General features: G+C 56.0%; 16 protein-coding genes and 1 pseudogene. 6 read left to right on the top strand and 11 right to left on the bottom strand.

Features of this window, described 5'->3' with window-relative positions; genetic code table 11:
- Positions 1-393: 393 nt before the first annotated feature.
- Positions 394-1,812 (top strand): amidohydrolase, encoded by a 1,419-nt coding sequence (locus IGS51_RS11885; protein ID WP_297078589.1) that lies wholly within the window; start codon positions 394-396, stop codon positions 1,810-1,812.
- Positions 1,813-2,031: 219 nt separating this feature from the next.
- Here the strand turns inward: IGS51_RS11885 and IGS51_RS11890 are convergent, their stop codons facing one another.
- From IGS51_RS11890 to IGS51_RS11910, 5 genes are all read right to left on the bottom strand, one after another.
- Positions 2,032-2,823, bottom strand: coding sequence for an energy-coupling factor ABC transporter ATP-binding protein (locus IGS51_RS11890; RefSeq protein ID WP_297078590.1), 792 nt, complete (start codon positions 2,821-2,823; stop codon positions 2,032-2,034).
- Between the two features lie 37 nt (positions 2,824-2,860).
- The gene (cbiQ, locus tag IGS51_RS11895; protein WP_297078591.1) at positions 2,861-3,733 is read right to left on the bottom strand and encodes a cobalt ECF transporter T component CbiQ; all 873 of its coding nucleotides are present in this window, start codon (positions 3,731-3,733) and stop codon (positions 2,861-2,863) included.
- On the bottom strand, positions 3,730-4,446 hold the full coding sequence (cbiM, locus tag IGS51_RS11900; RefSeq protein ID WP_297078592.1) for a cobalt transporter CbiM: 717 nt from the start codon (positions 4,444-4,446) through the stop codon (positions 3,730-3,732). The genes cbiQ and cbiM overlap by 4 nt, the downstream gene beginning before the upstream one ends.
- A complete protein-coding gene (locus tag IGS51_RS11905; RefSeq protein WP_297078593.1) occupies positions 4,433-5,062 on the bottom strand; it encodes a carboxypeptidase-like regulatory domain-containing protein in 630 nt (209 codons plus the stop codon). Before IGS51_RS11905 ends, cbiM begins: the two co-directional genes overlap by 14 nt.
- Positions 5,063-5,281: 219 nt before the next feature.
- Positions 5,282-5,986, bottom strand: a complete 705-nt coding sequence (locus IGS51_RS11910) for a DUF4382 domain-containing protein (RefSeq protein ID WP_297078594.1) — start codon at positions 5,984-5,986, stop codon at positions 5,282-5,284.
- 817 nt (positions 5,987-6,803) lie between these two features.
- Between IGS51_RS11910 and IGS51_RS11915 the strand changes: the two genes are divergently transcribed.
- The 4 genes from IGS51_RS11915 (at position 6,804) to IGS51_RS11930 (ending at position 10,369) form a co-directional block, all read left to right on the top strand.
- On the top strand, positions 6,804-7,199 hold the full coding sequence (locus IGS51_RS11915) for a DUF309 domain-containing protein (protein WP_297078595.1): 396 nt from the start codon (positions 6,804-6,806) through the stop codon (positions 7,197-7,199).
- Between the two features lie 302 nt (positions 7,200-7,501).
- Positions 7,502-8,056: an LptA/OstA family protein gene (locus IGS51_RS11920; protein WP_297078596.1), complete on the top strand. Its 555-nt coding sequence runs from the start codon at positions 7,502-7,504 to the stop codon at positions 8,054-8,056.
- A gap of 230 nt (positions 8,057-8,286) precedes the next feature.
- The gene (gene lptB, locus IGS51_RS11925; RefSeq protein ID WP_068507664.1) at positions 8,287-9,015 is read left to right on the top strand and encodes an LPS export ABC transporter ATP-binding protein; all 729 of its coding nucleotides are present in this window, start codon (positions 8,287-8,289) and stop codon (positions 9,013-9,015) included.
- 241 nt (positions 9,016-9,256) lie between these two features.
- Complete coding sequence (locus IGS51_RS11930; protein WP_367279326.1) at positions 9,257-10,369, top strand: LptF/LptG family permease; 1,113 nt, start codon at positions 9,257-9,259, stop codon at positions 10,367-10,369.
- Here IGS51_RS11930 and IGS51_RS11935 read toward each other — a convergent pair.
- On the bottom strand, positions 10,366-11,142 hold the full coding sequence (locus IGS51_RS11935; RefSeq protein WP_277775299.1) for a glycerophosphodiester phosphodiesterase: 777 nt from the start codon (positions 11,140-11,142) through the stop codon (positions 10,366-10,368). The two genes, IGS51_RS11930 and IGS51_RS11935, sit on opposite strands and share 4 nt — an antisense overlap.
- Positions 11,143-11,337: 195 nt before the next feature.
- Between IGS51_RS11935 and rpsD the strand changes: the two genes are divergently transcribed.
- The gene (gene rpsD, locus IGS51_RS11940; RefSeq protein ID WP_172354951.1) at positions 11,338-11,946 is read left to right on the top strand and encodes a 30S ribosomal protein S4; all 609 of its coding nucleotides are present in this window, start codon (positions 11,338-11,340) and stop codon (positions 11,944-11,946) included.
- A 250-nt stretch (positions 11,947-12,196) separates the two neighbouring features.
- Here the strand turns inward: rpsD and IGS51_RS11945 are convergent.
- The 5 genes and pseudogenes from IGS51_RS11945 to bcp form a co-directional block, all read right to left on the bottom strand.
- Positions 12,197-12,416: pseudogene (locus tag IGS51_RS11945) on the bottom strand (IS630 family transposase); the annotation flags it as partial.
- Positions 12,417-12,425: 9 nt separating this feature from the next.
- A complete protein-coding gene (locus tag IGS51_RS11950; protein WP_297078598.1) occupies positions 12,426-14,936 on the bottom strand; it encodes a glycogen/starch/alpha-glucan phosphorylase in 2,511 nt (836 codons plus the stop codon).
- A 429-nt stretch (positions 14,937-15,365) separates the two neighbouring features.
- Positions 15,366-16,214, bottom strand: a complete 849-nt coding sequence (locus IGS51_RS11955; protein WP_297078599.1) for an alpha/beta hydrolase — start codon at positions 16,212-16,214, stop codon at positions 15,366-15,368.
- Positions 16,215-16,266: 52 nt separating this feature from the next.
- Positions 16,267-16,722: an NUDIX hydrolase gene (locus tag IGS51_RS11960; protein ID WP_297078600.1), complete on the bottom strand. Its 456-nt coding sequence runs from the start codon at positions 16,720-16,722 to the stop codon at positions 16,267-16,269.
- 41 nt (positions 16,723-16,763) lie between these two features.
- Positions 16,764-17,234: a thioredoxin-dependent thiol peroxidase gene (gene bcp / locus IGS51_RS11965; protein ID WP_172354943.1), complete on the bottom strand. Its 471-nt coding sequence runs from the start codon at positions 17,232-17,234 to the stop codon at positions 16,764-16,766.
- Positions 17,235-18,109: the final 875 nt, after the last annotated feature.

The following is an 18,109-nucleotide window of genomic DNA, read 5'->3' on the forward strand; positions in this document are numbered from 1 at the left end:
TCCGGAAGTCCCCCTTTTCAAGGGGGATTCAGGGGGATCGACTCAGGGCAATCACCGACCTAGAAAGTTTTAAAGCAATGCCTAGCAAGGTTCTTTGATCAAATTGGTATTAGCTAAGCTGGAACTTTGAATGCTAAAAGTGTTGAGGTCAGATACCAAGTTTGACCTCTTTTTTATTTTCATGAGTTACGCACTTGCGATAACTTTTCTGAGTTTTGGGCAATTTCTCACAGGTGCAGCCCGCAAGAAATCGTCCAACTGCGATCGTCCAACTGCGATCGTCCAACTGCGATCGTCCAACTGCGTAGATCCTAATTTTAATGAAACGAGTTGACAGCAGGCTTCCGTGGTATCCAGTTTTAATCCCTAACCGTAAAAACTCAGATTCCTGCTATGAAAACTCTCATTCGTAATGTCCTTGCTTATCAGAATCTTGCTCTAAAGTCAGTTGACGTTTTACTAACTGATCAGAAAATCCAGGCTGTTGCGCCCGCTTTCACTCTGCCAGACGATCCGGATCAGCAAGTCATTCCAGGTGAGGATAAGTTATTGCTCCCTGGTTTTGTGAATGGACATACTCACTCTTCTCAGGTGTGGCAGCGGGGGCTGATTCCTCAGTTGCCGCTAGAACTGTGGCTGGCAAACGTGTTTGACTCCACGCCACGGCAGTTGGAGCAGTTCTACTGGGGCGCAGTGAGTACGGCGGTGGATACGCTGCTGTCGGGCGGCACTTGCCTGATGGATCATGCGTATCTAATTCCGGGGCAGGAGCGGGAGACGGTAGAAGCGCTGGTACGCGGCTATCGGGAGGTGGGCATTCGCGCCGTGATTGCGCCGCTGATTCAGGATTTGCCTTTTGCGTCGGGCTTTCCAAAGGGCTGCCTGTTGCCGCAGTCTGCTTCGTCCCGGTCTGCGGCGGAGTGGCTGGCGCTGATGGAGACGCTGATTGACGAGTTTCATGCTCCCGAGGAGGGCATTTACATCGGGCTAGGGCCGACGGGTTTCCATCGCTGCTCGGACGAACTGCTGACGGGCTGTGCTGAACTGGGCGATCGCCATCAGCTTTGTTACCATACTCATTTGCTCGAAACCCGCACGCAGCATCGTCTTGCCCAGGAGCGCTATGGAATTAGCGCGGTGCAGCATCTCTATAATCTAGGCTGTCTGGGGCCGCGCACCTCTTTGGCTCACGGCGTGTGGATTAACGAGGCTGACATTTCGCTGCTGGCTTCCACGGGGGCGACGCTGGTGCATAACCCCGTCAGCAATTTGCGCCTGGGGAGCGGTGTAGCTCCCATTCTCAAGTGTTTGCAGGCGGGGCTAAATGTATCCTTTGGCTGTGACGGAGCCGCCAGCAACGATGCCCAAAACCTGCTGGAGGCGATCAAGCTGGGTACGATTTTGCATACAGTTTCCGACAGCGATTACGAACATTGGCTAACACCAGAGCGGGCGCTGCACCTGGCGACGGTCGGTGGCGCGAAGGGCGTGAATCTGGGCGATCGCACGGGCAGCCTTACTCCTGGAATGGACGCTGACCTAGTACTTTACAACCTCGACCATCCTTCGATGCTGCCGCGCACCAACCCGCTCCAGCTTTTGGTATTGGGACGACCGACGCAGGTTGTCGATGCGGTGTGGGTGCAGGGGCGGCTACGGGTGGCAGGGGGCCAGGTGCAAACGGTGGACACCCACGCGCTGTACCGAGCATTGCGACAGCAGCCGCTGAATCCAGAAACCGGGCGATCGCAGCACCACTCGGTCGAATCTCACTATCGCAGCATCATGCTCAACGCTTCCGCGGGGGAATGAGTTTTTGGGATTGGTTTTGGATTTTAGATTGGGGATTTTAGATTGGGGGTTTTAGATTAGCGATTTGGGGTTGCCTGGTTTTGGAGCGCCTGGTTTTAGATCGCCCGTCTTTGGATTGCCAGTTCGGGAGGTTGCAGAGGCTTCAACAATTTTCAGCGATTTGATGTGCGTTTATGTGCGACTTCGCTGAAAGTAATCTGGGAAATGAGATCTGCAAGATTAGTCGTGGTGTGGCAGGAGGTGGGGCATCAAGGAGTGGGGTTTTTCGAGACCATGCGCTTCCATGAGTTCCTGATCGCCCATGATCTGGCGCGGGTCGCCGTCGGCAATGATGCGCCCTTCGTCTAGCAAAATCACGCGATCGCACACTTCCAGCACCAGTTCCAGATCGTGGGACGCAATCAGCAAGGTCTGGGGCGCACGCTGCAAAAATTGGATCAGGCGGCGACGGGTACGGAGATCCAGGCTGGCAGAGGGTTCGTCATACAGCACCACGCGGGGACGCATGGCCAAAATTCCGGCGATCGCCACCATCTGCTTTTGCCCGCCCGACAGGTGGTGCGGCGGTCGCGCTGCGAGGTCGGCCGTACCCGTCAGTATCAGCGCCTCTTGCACTCGCTGGGCCACCTCTTCGGGCGACAGGCCCATATTCTGTGGGCCAAAGGCGACATCATCCCACACCGATGCCGAGAAAAGCTGATCGTTAGGCGATTGAAACAGTAGCCCCACGTCTGGATGAAAATGTCCGGCCCGCACGGGTTCTCCAAACAGGAAAATCTCGCCTGCGTCAGGGCGCAGCACCCCACACATCAGGGTGAACAGCGTCGTCTTGCCGCAGCCGTTGTGGCCGATGATGCCGACCCGTTCGCCGTCTGCGATTTGCAGCGATACGTCTTGCAGTGTGCAGGGCTGTCCGGGATAGGCAAAGGTAAGATTTGCCACGGTCAGCGCATCGGGAATCGGGGCGCAAACAGGGTCAGAGCAGGTTGGGCGGAGGTCGGTTTGGGTCATTGAGTCAGGATTAGCGCGTGAGACATGAAGCAGCGAACTAGCGAAACGATAGGAGATGGGTGAGTTGCGGAACGCCGGAGGAGACAGGGACGAATCCTAGCCCCAGAAGGGCGATCGCCAGACCAACCGCGCCCGCCAGCCCCATCACGCTAGCCAGACCGAGGTTGGAAAACGGCGTTTTTGGGTGGGCAACAGGTGCAGCGCCGGATCGGGGCGTATAGCCGTAGCCGCGCAGCCGCATGGCTTTGTAGACGCGCTCAGACTGTTCATAGCTGCGGATGAGTAAGGTTCCTGCCAGAGCGGATAAATTACCCAGATCGGTTCGCCGGGGCAGAAAGGGGATGGAGAAACCCCGATGGCGATCGCCCGATGGGACTTGCCCAAAGCCGCGCAGCCGCATGGCCAGTTTCATGGTAGCCAGGGTTTCGGCTAGGTCAAATAAGTAGCGATAGGTCAGCAGGGTCATGTCGGCCAGCACCGGCGGCAGCCCGAGCGATCGCAGCGCAGCCACCAGCGTCAGAAACGGCGTTGTGCCCAGCAAAATAAAGCCCGTCGTGACGATGGCCAAAAATCGCCCCGCAACCAGCAGCATGGCAGACAGCCCTTCCTGACGCAGCGCCACGGGCCCCAGTTGCCACAGGACGGTCTGTCCCGAACAGAACGGCAGCAGCGCCACCACGCCCAGCAGAAAATAGCCCGGATAGCGGAGGCGCGATCGCAGAAACGAGAGGGGCAGCCGCGCCAGCCCGTAGAGCGAGAGGGCGATCGCCAGCACCACGGGCACCAGCCAACCCCGCTCTACAAACGCAAAGGCAAACATCAGCGTCACCAGCCCCAGCAGTTTGCAGCGCGGCTCCCAACGGTGGATCGGCGAGTCGAGATGGGCAAACTCATCCATCACCAGCCTCATGCAGCCCTCCCGCCCGTCGATTTTTTTGAGGGCTGGCTGGCTGGCTGCAACGCCGACGGGTCAGATCGAGTCGGGTCTTGCAACAATTCTGGCTTGACCCGCCGCAAAAAGCCTACCAGCATTGCCGTAAACACGCCCTCAATCAGCGCCAGCGGAACATGCGACGCGACGAGTCCGTAGACGGCGACCCGCTCTGCCTGAGCATCCAGTCCACCGGGAATCGTCGCCAAAATCAGCCCAAAGAAAATCAGCGCTGCCAACCCTAGCCCAATCGCCCCTGCCAAAAACGCAAACAGGAGATCTGCTCGCCTCGCCCCCAGCCGCCCAAACCGATGGCGCAGCCGAAACACCCACGCTGCCACCAGCGCTGGAAAGCCCATTAGCACGGTGTTAACGCCCAGCGTCGTCAGGCCGCCGTGCCCAAACATGACCGCTTGCAGAAATAGCCCAATGGCGATCGCAGGCACTGCAAAATAGCCCAACACCGCGCCCAGCAGCCCGTTCAGCACCAGATGCACACTTGCTGGCGGGATCGGAATGTGGATGGACGACGCGATGAAAAAGGCTGCCGTCAGCAGTGATGCCTTGGGGATTTGCTCCGTCACGTCTGGCATTCGGTTAATTTTCCGCAGCGCATAACCCAGCAGCGGGGCCGCCAATGCATAGCCTCCAATGCAGACGGGCGCGGGGAGAATGCCATCAGGTATGTGCATTGTGAGCCTTGGGTCGTCGAGAGAAAAACAGCGCCGTTCCTACGCAGCCCCAAATCACCGAAGCCGCCATAACGAACCTCTGAATTGGATTTAGCCCGCCGCCGGAGCGCGATCCTGGGGGACTGATTGCAGAGGAACTGGTTTCAGAGGAACTGGTGGCAGCGGACGCAGGTTCACCAGCGCCCGCTGCCGCACCGCCCCCTACCGGAATCACCAAAATTTCGCCATGCCCTGCCTGCCGCACCTGCACCTCCCAGTTGCCGGGTTGGGCCGGGTCAGGCGCAAAGAGAAAGCGACCGGATTCATCGGCCGTGCCCCGCAGCCAGGGGGTTTGCGGATCGGCGGGCGAGAAGACCGCAACCTGGGCCCCAGACATGGGCTGTCCACCGTCGTAGCGAGCTTCCAGGGCGATCGCCCGCGTCTCCTGATAGGTAATATCAACCCCGTGGGCGTGGGCCGGTGCAGACAGGTTGGCGATGGTGATTCCCGTGGCGATCGCCAGCAGCCCAAATCGCAGCACCCCAGACCGCAGGGCAAGCCGCGTCCCAAACCGTCTTAAACAGCTTAAACAGCGTTTCAAAAAGCGCCCCACCCCCTGCGCTCCCTGGTAATCCATACTCAAACCTCGCCGTAAAATGCCCAATTTTAGCTCACTCAACAGAACGCTCAACAGGACGCTCAACAAAACACTCAACGAACGACACCCAAATCAGACTTAAGGAACCAGAGTTCACCCGGTCAGATCTCAATCTGGATGTTCCTGAACCGTTCCCAAATCGCTCCAAATCTCAGGACGCACACGCGAAGACCAAGCAGACTCAGTGCAGACTAAGAGCTAAGACTGGCGACAGTGACCCTCGCCCACATGCCCCAGCGAGGGCAGGATGCTGTTTAGCAAGTCGCGGTTTTCCTTAGACAAACTTGTGTCCAGGGTTTTCAAGTCGGCACTCACCCGCCCATTCTGAGCCAGCGCGGCAATCGGCCCAAAGCCCAGCGCCCCCGTGTTGAGTTCGTCGTCTGCTGGAGCATCGCCATCCCCAAACAAATGGTCAAAGTGGAACGTTGCCTCTAGGTCGGCGCTGCCGTTTGCCTCCAAGATGCCCTTACGCGCATCGCCCACAAAATCCCCACAGGTAAACGTCATCTCGCGATCCAGGTTGAGCGTAAAGTTCACCGTTTGCCCATCTTTCACGCCTGTTCCCACAATCACCAGCGCATAGCCCTTGGCGGGGCCGTCCTTGGCATTCGCCATTCGCCACGACAGCGCATTATAGCGACCCGCGGGAGCCGCCACCTCTCCCACCAAAATCGGGTCTGCATTGTCATCGCCTGCCGCTAGGTCAACCGTCTTTTCTCCCGGCAGCGTCACCTGCTGTTGCGCCCGGATGGGGTCTGCACCTTCAGGATTAAAAGGGGGATCAGTCTGATAAGCGGTAATATCCGCTAGATTGACATACACATGGTCGAAAGACACCTCCCATCCATCCTTGGACACAAACCCCCGACGCACAAGACCTTCGCCGTTGGCCCGAATCTGCAAAGTCCCCTGACCTTGCGCCTGGGCCTGCGTTTGCCCCTGGGGGGCATTACTCTGAGTCCCACCGTCACCAGAACAAGCGGAAAGTAAACCAACTGCCAGCAGCGCAAATCCAGCACTTTTGACGGATGATTTGAATGATTGGTTTAAGTAACTCTTCCACATACTCCACATGCTTCTTCGCGCTTCTTCGCGTGTCTTTCTATACTGATTTAATGATGATTTAACGCGCCATTAAAAACATGCCTAACCATGCCTAACAATACTTGCCAAATCTTGAATTAATCTTGAGTTTTTTGTCGAACATAGCGACCTCCACACAGTATCTTAGATAAGACCTGGAGAAATAAATCTTCAGATTCACTTCAGATCCTCGACGGATTGCTGGAACTCTGTCTATCTAAACCGGGTGATGTAATCAAGCTACACGGCCTTGAAATATAAACAGATTTAAATCAGATTTTGCGAGTCTTTCAACCGTGCTTTTTAACACTCATAGTTAATCTGGTTGTGTCCCAGATTTCAATGCCCTCAGGGGGGATAGGGAACGGACGGCTCTTTTTCGCAAGAGATAGATTGCTCGACAAATAAACGCACTGAGAAGAACAATCATGATTTTGGAGGTCTATCCCTGATGCAAGCGCTACACGCATTCAAGCAATGTGCTCCAGTGTTTAACCATAGAGATTTTGTATTAGAAACAGCTACATCATCCATTGCCCCTGCATTTTCCCCTCCATATCGAGAAGGCTTTACTGTTGATCCGTTGACAATTTAATTTATCTAGTGAATTTAATCCAGTGAATTAGTTAAGGAAAGTATGCTTGAAGCAGAATTTTGGGATGGGGTTGAGCAATTTAATCATCGTCAATTTTATGAGTGTCATGACACCTTAGAGGCTATCTGGATGGAGGCAATGGAGCCAGAGCGGACGTTTTATCAGGGCGTGCTGCAAATTGCTGTGGCGCTCTATCACCTCAGCAATGGCAACGGGCGTGGGGCGACGATGCTGCTGGGTGAGGGGCTGCGGCGACTGGGGCGCTATACACCAGACTACGACGGGGTTGATGTGGAGCAGTTGGTTCACCAAAGCGCGGCGATCTTGGAGGACTTGCAGCAGCGCGGGCCAGAGCAGGCGGCGGAGCTATGGCGATCGCTCTCCACGTCTCCAGGCTGCGAGGCCCCCTGCCTGCCTACAATTCACCCCGTGAGATAGCGCAGCAGCCAAGCCAAGTCGCTTCGCTGCTCCGTGTATTTGTGTAGAAGGGCGATCGCCCTTAAAAAGTCTCCAGAAAGTTTTGTGAGGGACTTGTTCGAGGGACTTGTTCGAGGGACTTGTTTGAGGAACCTTCTGAGGCGCTCTAGCGTCTTTCTTCTTAAAAAGCTGGGACTCTGCGGATCTCGAACTGAGGGGCGTGGCGCTAATATTGCTAATATTTTGCAGGGGCACAACGACCGTTCAGAACGCTGTCGGCTCGATTTCACTGGCTTTAGAATTCACCACCGGGCAACCAAATGATGGTTTTCTCTCGTTTTCTTAGCCCTGCCACAGCAGGCGCACGTCGGGCAACGCAGGAAGCAAAACCGAAGGCGAAACAGGCGAAACAGACGTGGATCACTGGGTTGGCGATCGCCCTGACGCTGCCCACCGCCGCCTTCCACGCTGCCACCGCGCAGGCCCCGCCCCCGGCTGGCCAGCCCCTCCGTCTCGAAGCAGACACTACCGAAGCCAACGCTGTCACTGGGGTCATCACGGCGCGGGGGAATGTCCGCATCACCTACCCCGCCCGACAGATTCAGGCGACTGCCGTGCAGGCGCAATACTTCAGCCGCGAGCGCCGCATCGTCCTCAGCGGCAATGTCTATGTCTTGCAAGAGGGCAACAGCCTGCGTGGCGAGGTGGTCACGTACCTAGTGGACGAGGGACGCTTCCTCGCCCTCCCCGATCGCGGGCAGCAGGTCGAAGCCATCTACATCGTGCCCGACCCCAACCCCACCACGGGCAGCAACCCCGCCGCTCCGCCCGATTTCAATCCCAAACCAGAATTCAAGCTTCCCGAAAGTCCAGAATAATTGGATTTGCGTATCACGCATTGGGTCGGACGGATCACCCGTTGAGTGTATCCCACTTTCCTATCCCTCACCCTAAATCCCTTTTGGGAGAAGGGGCTGGGGGATGAGGGCAAACTTGCAGAACTGGGATGCGCCCTAACCCATTCGGGTAGATCTAGGCGCTCCTGTCTTCCGAGCCGCTGCTTCTTTGATAAGATCATTGGCTGATTCCATCTGCTGCGAGTACGCCGTTGAAGATTGTCTTAGAGAACATTCATAAATCTTATGGGCGGCGGCAGGTAGTCAATCGCGTCAGCCTTTCGGTTGGGCAGGGCGAGGTGGTGGGGCTGCTGGGGCCAAACGGGGCTGGCAAGACGACCACCTTTTATATTGCAACGGGAATCGAGCGCCCAGACCAGGGCCGCGTCTGGCTAGACAATCAGGAAATTACTCGGTTGCCAATTCAGGAACGCGCCAGGATGGGCGTTGGCTACTTGGCCCAAGAGCCAAGCATTTTCCGCAACCTCAGCGTGCGTGACAACATCCTGCTTGTATTTCAACAAACTGGTGTGCCCGCTGAAGAGCATGAGGCTCGGCTCCGTGGGCTACTCAAGGAATTTCGCCTGGAAACCGTTGCAGGGACACCCGGAAACCGCGTATCTGGTGGAGAGCGTCGCCGCACCGAAATCGCCCGCGCCCTAGCCGCAGGCATCCACGGGCCCCAGTTTCTTTTATTGGATGAACCGTTTGCAGGCGTTGACCCGATCGCTGTTGCCGAAATTCAGGAGATTATTGCCACCCTGCGCGATCGCCAAATTGGTATCCTCATCACCGACCACAACGTCCGCGAAACCCTCGCCATCACCGATCGCGCCTACATCATGCGCGATGGCGAAATCCTCGCCTCCGGCAGCACCGAAGAACTCTACGCCAATCCCCTCGTGCGGCAGTATTACCTGGGCGATAGCTTTCAGCCCTGAGCGGGGTAGAGTATGGCGGGGTGGGGAGGGGACAGCCTGAACCCTCTGATGCGAAGCGGCTCCAGAAGCACTTCCAACTCCCCGATCCTGCAACAGGCTATTCTCCATCAGCTTCTTCTCCTGCACCTTCTTTCCTGCACCTTCTTCTCCTGCGCCAAACTCACCCCTTCCTATGACCACTCTCACTCGCCCCTACCAGCCCCGCCAGCCTTGGTGGCAGCGCCTTTTGCCGATTCCGGTGATGGATCGGTACATCATTTCAGAATTGCTTCCAACGTTCCTCTTTGGTGTGGGGGCGTTTACCTCAATTGGGGTATCGGTGGATAGCCTGTTTTATCTAGTGAATCAGGTGGTTGAAAAGGGGCTACCAGTTGCCAAAGCCATCGAGGTGCTGCTGCTCAAGTTTCCCGAATTCATTGTGTATGGGCTGCCGATGGCGACGCTGCTTTCCACGCTGATGACCTTCGGGCGGCTGTCGAGCGATAGCGAACTGGTGGCGCTGCGAGGCTGTGGCATTAGCACCCAGCGCTTGATGATGCCTGCGCTGATTTTTTGCCTGTTGATCACGGGGCTGATGTTTGCGTTTAACGAGTCGATTGTGCCTGCGGCAAATCTGCGGGCTTCGACAACGCTGCGGGCGGCGCTGAATCAGGAGCAGGTGGAATATCGAGAGAGCAATATTCTCTATCAGGAGTTTCAGCAGGTTCAACAGCCGGATGGCAGCCGCGAAAGCGCCCTGGCGCGGATTTTTTACTCGAAGGAGTTTGACGGCAAGCGGATGCGGGGGCTGACGATTCTCGACTTTTCACGGGAAGGACTCAATCAGATTGTGAGTGCCGAGTCGGCCCAGTGGAATCCGCAGCAAAGCGCTTGGGACTTTGAAAACGGCACAATTTATGTGGTGTCGCCGGATGGCTCGTTTCGGAATATTGTGCGGTTTACAGAGCAGCAGCTTGCCCTGCCGCGATCGCCCCTTGACCTGGCTCAGCGCAGCAAAGACTATGGCGAAATGAACATCGCCGAATCGCGGGAATATTTGAAGATCATCGAGCCAGCGGGCAACCTGGGCAAAATTCGCGAACTGAGGGTGCGAATTCAGCAGAAGATCTCGCTGCCGTTTGTCTGCGTTGTCTTCGGGCTGGTGGGGGCAACGCTGGGGTCGCAACTGCGGCGGGCTGGGCGATCGACCGGGTTCGCCATCAGTATTCTGATTATTTTTGCGTACTATATCCTGTACTTCATTTTTGGGGCGATCGCCCAGGCTGGGGCCCTGCCCCCCGTGCTGGGGGCCTGGATTCCCAACCTGTTTGGACTCGCTGCCGGACTTTTGCTGATGATCCGGGCATCGCGCTAGAGCCGCCCTGTCAACACTGCATCCGGATGGGCCGCGCGGATCTGCATTCCGACATCGGGCCGGTCGGTAATGATGCCCTGAATCCGGCGATCGCCCAGCAAATCCGTCATCAGCGGCTCATCGTTCACCGTCCACACCCAAACCGGGCGATCGCCCATTACCACCTGCGACAGCAGGCTGTGGCTCAGCAGTTGCCAGTTTGGGGCGATAAAATCGGCTCGCATTTCTCGGACGCGATCGCGCACCGACTTCGCATTCAGCCGAAACGACTTGCAAAATTTAACCGTACCATGACCAAATAAAAACCCCGCCTTAACGTCGGGGTAGTGTTGCTTGATGCGGCGGATGGCAAAGGGGTGAAACGAGGTAACCACCATCGACTCAGCATCGAAGGCTGGCCTCAGGATTTCCATCACCTGCTTTTCGTAGCCGGCCTCTTTTAGCTCTACATCAAGCCGGATTTTTCCTTTGCACAGATCCACGACCTCTGTCAGGGTGGGAATGTCGGGGTCGAGGATGTGCAGTTCAGAGTAGGTCAGCTTGCGAATGGGCTTCTCATTCACTTCGGCATCGTGGTAGATCACCAGCACCCGATCCTTGGTGCGGCGCACGTCAAACTCCACCATGTCTGCCCCAAAGGCGATCGCCCGCTCAAACGCTGACAGCGTATTTTCCTTGGCATTTGCCGATGCGCCCCGGTGGGCAATGATTAGCGGTTGCATACTCGTCCACTCCAGCGCTGAATCGTTCAGTCCATAGTCTACAGTTCCCACGGAACCTTGCTGCGTGTTCTGTATGCCAGTTGATTTTGGGTAGCCGGAGAGAGACGGGTAGAGCGCCAATCACTCGAATCCCCCTCTGTTTCTCTCTCTTTCTTTGCTTCCAAGGTGCTTTCAAATTGATCTTTCCACTTCGCAGATAAAGCGATACAATGTTAGTTTTGGGAAAGCATTTCGGAGAGGAATCTAATGGCACGATATCGAGGTCCCCGCCTCAGAGTAGTGCGCCGTCTGGGAGAACTGCCCGGACTGACGCGCAAAAGCCCGAAGCGGGCATATCCCCCCGGACAGCACGGTCAGGCCCGCAAAAAGCGGACTGAGTATGCCGTCCGTCTAGAAGAGAAGCAAAAGCTCCGGTACAACTATGGTCTTACCGAGCGTCAACTGCTTCGCTATGTTCGTAAAGCTCGTCGCGCCTCTGGTTCCACAGGCGAGTCGCTGCTGCAACTGCTGGAAATGCGGCTGGATAACACCGTATTTCGTATGGGCATGGCTCCCACCATTCCAGCAGCGCGTCAGTTGGTGAATCATGGCCACGTCACCGTTAACGGCAGAGTGGTAGACATTCCCAGCTTCCAGTGCAAGCCCGGTATGGAAATCGGCGTGCGAGACAGCGATCGCTCTCGGAAGCTCGTAGAAGAAAATCTCCAGTTCCCCGGTTTGGCAAACCTGCCCAGCCATCTGGAGTTTGACAAAAACAAGCTGACTGGTAAGGTAAACGGCGTGATCGACCGGGAATGGGTCGCCCTATCGATCAATGAACTGCTGGTGGTGGAATACTACTCCAGACAGGCGTAAGAGTTGTTGCGGATGGCGATCGAGCGCGTCAGACCGCTTACCGTCAAACCCGCAAATCCTACGCAAAGTCCCCCATATTTTCAGGTTACTTTCCAAAAAAATTCCAGTGTTGGCACTCGTGCGGCTGCGATGCCCTCTCTGAATCCGAATTGTTTTAGCGAAATATCAGGCGACTAGCCCAAAGTTGGCACGTTTGATATGGGACAAACCTCCGATGATCCGTCAGTCATCGGAGGTTTTTGCTTGACTAGGAGTCCACCCGATTAACTTCGACCAGGCGATCGGCCAACATTTGCATCGTCAACCTAGCTTTGCCTTTGGGTGGGACACTATAGGCGGTTGCCACGAACAAGGCTTCTGCTTTGCCATCGAGTTTTCGGTTGCCCCCTAGGCGAGGTACTTCACTCAGGGCAAACTCCACTCAGGGCAAACTCAACATCCCCATCGACAAACTTTTGTCGAGTTCGATACCGCAACCCCTAGATCCGTCGAAGTCCTGCCGTTTCCGAGCGATATTCGCCCAGCGTCACGCTCATCGGCTGGACGTGCCAGATGTCGTTGCAGTATTCCCGAATCGTGCGATCGGATGAGAATTTACCCATCCGAGCTACGTTCAGAATCGACATTCGCGTCCATTCGTCCTGGTTTCGATAGGCTTGGCTGACGCGATCCTGACAGTCTACATAGGCGCGGTAGTCTGCCATCAGCATATACTCGTCGCCGTGCATCAGTGCGTCCACGATCGCCCGGAATAGATCCGGCTCCTTGGGTGAGAAGTAGCCGGAGCGAATGGAATCCACGACCTGGCGCAGTTCCTCATCGCCCTGATAGAAATGCTGCGGGTTGTAGCCCTTGGCCTTCATCTCCAGCACTTCGGGCGCAGTGAGTCCAAACAGGAAGAAGTTTTCTGCACCCACTTCTTCGCGAATTTCCACGTTTGCGCCGTCCAGCGTGCCGATGGTCAGCGCCCCATTTAGCGCAAACTTCATGTTGCCTGTGCCCGATGCCTCTTTGCCAGCGGTGGAAATCTGCTCCGACAGGTCAGCGGCGGGATAGGAGATTTCACCCAGGGCCACGCCGTAGTTTGCCAGGAAGATCACCTTGAGGCGATCGCCCACGTCGGGGTCATGGTTCACCATGTCGGCGACAGAGTTGATTAGCTTCACCACCATCTTGGCCATGAAGTAGCCCGGAGCCGCCTTGCCGCCAAAAATCACCGTGCGCGGCAGCATATCCATACCGGGATTCGCCTTCATCCGGTGATAGAGCGTGATCACATGCAGCACGTTCAGCAATTGCCGCTTGTATTCGTGAATTCGCTTGATTTGCACATCAAACAGCGAATGGGGGCTGACTTCGATGCCGTTGTTGCGGAGAATGTGATCCGCCAGCCGCTGCTTGTTGAACTGCTTGATGTCGCGCCAGCGCTGCTGAAAATCGGCGTGATGGACAAATTCCTCTAGCCGACGCAGGTCGTCCAGGTTTGTAATCCAACTGTCGCCGATCTTTTCAGTAATTAGGCTTGACAGCGCCGGATTGCTCATCAGCAGCCAGCGTCGGGGCGTAATGCCGTTGGTCTTGTTCTGGAACTTCTCCGGGAACATTTCGTAGAAGTCGTGCATGAGTTCCTGCTTCACCAGTTCGGTGTGCAGCGCCGCTACGCCGTTGACCGTATGGCTGCCGACGCAGGCCAGATGTGCCATCCGCACCATCTGCTCATGCCCTTCCTGAATCAGCGACATGCGGGCCAGACGCTCCGGCTCATCGGGATACTTTGATCGCACCTCATCCAGAAACTTGTAGTTAATTTCGTAGATGATTTCCAGGTGGCGCGGCAGCAGCTTGCGGAACAGGTTCACCGACCACTTCTCCAGCGCCTCCGCTAGGAGCGTGTGGTTGGTGTAGGCAAAGGTGCGGCGGGTGATATCCCAGGCGTAGTTCCACTCGACGCCGTGTTCGTCGATCAGCAGGCGCATCAGCTCCGCCACGCCGATCGCCGGGTGGGTGTCGTTAAGCTGGATTGCCACCTTGTCGGGAAATGCGTCGAAATTGTCATGCTTCCGCAGATACAGGCGGATGATGTCTTGCAGCGAGCAGGAGACAAAGAAATACTCCTGCTTCAGCCGCAGTTCCTTGCCCTGGGGCGTGTTGTCGTTGGGATAGAGAACCTTGGAAATGTTTTCCGAGAAGGTCTTATCGGCGACGGCTTGAGTGTAGTCGCCTGCGTCGAACACCTGGAAGTTGAAATCTTCTCCAGCGCGGGCACTCCACAGCCGCAGCGTGTTCACGGTGTTGTTGTGGTAGCCGGGAACGGGCGTGTCGTAGGGCGTGCCGTAGACCGTGTTCCGCGCCATCCAGTGAACGCGGTAGTTGCCCTCGTCGTCGGTAAAGGCTTCGGTATGTCCGCCGAACTTCACCTCGACGATGTAATCGGGGCGGGCGATCTCCCAGGGGTTGCCAAAGCGCAGCCAGTTGTCAGGGCATTCGTGCTGCCAGCCGTTGGCGATGAGCTGGCGGAAGATGCCGAACTCGTAGCGGATGCCGTAGCCCATTGCGGGAATTTCCAGCGTCGCCATCGAGTCTAGAAAACAGGCGGCGAGGCGACCCAAGCCGCCGTTGCCCAGGCCAGGTTCTTCTTCGCGCTCTAGCAGGTCATCCAGGTTTAGCCCCGATTCCTTGAGCGCTTGGCGCATCTGGTCATACATACCCAGGTTGATCAGGTTGTTGATCAGCAGCCGCCCAATGAGGAACTCGGCGGAGAGGTAGTAGACCATTTTGGCATCGCGCTCAAAATAGGTCTGGGCGGTTTTGATGCGGCGATGGGTGAGGCGATCGCGCACCGTGTAGGCCAGCGCCATGTAATAGTCGTAGGCCGTTGCAAAGTATTCGTCTTTCCCCTGGATGCAGTACAGGTTATCTGCCAAGGCCCGCTTGAGCGTGCCCACTTCCATTCCAGTGCGATCGTCCTCTACATGCATATGTCCAGTCATTCCTGCGGAGATGTCGTGAAAGAGATGCTCGAACCACGATGCCAACTGGGGGATGAGGGCTGCTCCGGTGAAACCTGCCAGACCAGCACACTGAATCCACCACTGAAAACGTGCCTTAAGCGGCTAAGAAATTCATCACTTCATAGCATTTCTTGATGTGTGGGTTCCTTTGCGTAAGGAGGTTGGTGTAAGGGAGGGTGTGCGTAGGGAGGTTGAAATACACGAAACACACCGTTACCTGAACCATTCCCTAAATCGAATACCTAAAATCTAATACCTAAATCTAAACGCACCCACCTACCCTTAGAGACGGCTAGCTGCAACCTACATCGCTCAGTACGGCTGGATTAGTGCGCTGGATTACAGTTCTTCAGGCTTCAGATTAACTTCAGGATCGCAGGGGCGACAAATGCCTGACAGCGCGGCAGGTCAGCCATTGCTGCGGATATTATTCCGCATAAAAGCGTGAATTGAGCGGGCGACGGTGTCTGGCGCAGTTTGCAATAAATCTTGGCCGGGCAGCGTTTGCACCTGGGCCCGGGGGGCATCGGTGTAGGCGCGAATTTGGGCGGCGATGAGGGAGCTTTCTGCGTCGCCTTGCAGCAGCAGCAGCGGCGCTTTGAGCCAGGAGAGATGCTGTCCGTGGGTTCCGGTCGAGCCACTAGACGCGCCGCCGATGTATTCTGCCTGAATTTCCACCGGGCGACGGTTGAACAAGATTTGGCTGGCTGCGGGAGATCGCCGCCATAGGCGCACTCGTTCTTGCAGTTTCAACACGCTGCGCCAGCCCAATAGCTTCGCAACAGGTGCAACCAGATTCAGCAGCCAGCGGGCTAGAGGGACACGGGAGAGGAGCGATCGCCCGCCCCGCCACCGCTGCTCAGCCCCCACCACCTTCACACCCTCCGGAGCCAGCAGCACCAGTCCATCCACCTTTTCTTCGTGCTTCAGCGCAAAACTCGCCGCCACCCAAGCCCCCACGCCCACGCCCACCAGAGAGACCCGCCGCAGCCGCAGCGCCTCCAGCCACTCCGCCAGACAGTCCACCTCCAGAGCCACAGAATAATGCAGCCTTGGTCGCTCCGACTCGCCAAAACCCAGCAAATCTGGCATCAAACAGTGATACTGCTCGGCTAGCAGATCCACCACCGCTAGCCACTCGCCACCGTCGCTCCAGGTGTCGTGGAGCAGCACGATTGGCACGCCCTGCCCCACCTCACGCCAAAAGATCTGTCCTTGGGACAGGCGAATGCGTCCGTTGCGAATGGGTAGAGTCATCCTGGAGTGTCTGAAGTCGTCGGGATATGGGGAACCGACCCCAGACTACACATTACGCTAGCGTTGTCAGTCCTGCAAAATAATCCTGAAGCTGGCGATCGTGGTCGTGAGACAGATGCCCGTGGGGAATGGCAGTCGGCTCAAACGCCCGCACCTCTTCCACCTCTAGCAGGTCTTGCACCATAAACGCGCCTTCGACCTCAACGGCGATCGCAATGCAGATCGAGTGAAACCGGGGGTCGCGGCTGGGCGACGAATACACACCCACCAGCCGCCGCACATTCACCAAACGCAGCCCCGTCTCTTCCTCCAGTTCTCGCTGCACTGAACTGTGGATATCCTCGCCCCAGTCCACCATGCCACCGGGCAGGCTCCAGCGCCCATTGTCTCGCCGCTTCACCAGCACAATTTTGCCGTCGGGCAGAATGGGGATAATGCTAGTGCCCGTCAGCGGATGCCGAAACACCACGCCGAGTCCTGTTTTCAGGTATCGCCAGACTTGGTTCATAGCGGGGGAAAGGGCTGGGGTAATCGCAGGCGGGTCTGGAGCTATGCCCTAAGCGCTGCTAAATCTTCGAGGATTTGCGCTGCGTGGTTGTCCGGCTTGACCTTGAGATAGACTTTGGCAATCTTTCCATCTGGGTCAATCAGGAAGGTATTGCGGCTGATGCCCATATATTCCTTGCCCATAAACTTTTTCAGCCCATAGCTTTCGTAGGCCGTGCTGACTGCGCCATCGGCATCCGTCAACAGCGGGAAAGGCAGATTGTACTTGGTCGTAAACTTGGTGTGCGATTTGGCATCGTCGGTGCTAACGCCTAGCACCACCACGTCGCTAGCCTCGTAATCTGCATAGGCATCGCGAAACCCACAGGCTTCGGTCGTACATCCCGGCGTATTGTCTCGCGGGTAGAAATACAGCACGACCCACTTGCCGCGAAAATCCTTGAGGTTTACAGGATTACCGTTGCCGTCGGGAAGGCTAAAGTCGGGGGCGGGGTCACCAGGTTTGAGCGGCATAAGGAGCTAGCGAATCAGGGTTTACATCGGGAGTTTGGATATTGGCGCTTAAACTTTGGTACTTAAACCTCAGCGCTCAGATATTCAGCGCTCAGAATTATTAAACGCTTAGATATCAGGCGCTTAGAGGATGTTTGAAAAGTCCTACTGTTTGTCGCAAAGCGTGCAAGATCCCCCTAAATCCCCCTTAAAAAGGGGGACTTTCAGGCGGTTTCCCCCCTTTTTAAGGGGGGCTAAGGGGGGATCTCTGAGTGCTTAACATTACAGGCGATACCTTTTCAAACACCCTCTAAGACATAAAGAGTCAAGCGTAGAGCGATCAGTCTTGAAACCGGTGTGGGAATCAGTGTGGGAATCAGTGTGGGAATCAGAAATTCCCTCATAAATTGTAAACGGTGCTGTAAACGGTGCGTTACGCCTTATCCGTCTTGACCGTGCATCTTCTGAAAATCTAAAAATCTTAGGACTTGCGAACTTGCGATAGGCTTTCTGGATTTTGAACGATTTCTCGCGGACGCAGCCCACGAGAAATTGTCCAACTGCGTCAGTCCTAAATCTAAAGATCTGATGTAGATCCAACCCTCAGCCCATTAGACATGCTTAGTAAAAGGAACAGATGAGGACTTGATTTCTGGAACAGAAGTCGCGTATGTGTGAAACTCTGGCTTCATCATAGAAAACTATGATGGAAGTCTGCCAAAGCGCACGAAGAAGAGATCAAGGAAGAAGTAGTGAAAAAAACTGTAAAAAACTGGCGGCAGTTCCGTTGTCTAAGTTATGAGAATTTACGGGTTTATTTCCGTTTCTTTAGAGCTTTTATAAAGCTAGTGTGCGATCGCCCTCCATTCCACTTCATGTTTGTCTGAACAGTATCC

The organism is Thermoleptolyngbya sp. M55_K2018_002 (assembly GCF_015295965.1).
Classification (GTDB): Bacteria; Cyanobacteriota; Cyanobacteriia; order Elainellales; family Elainellaceae; genus Thermoleptolyngbya; species Thermoleptolyngbya sichuanensis.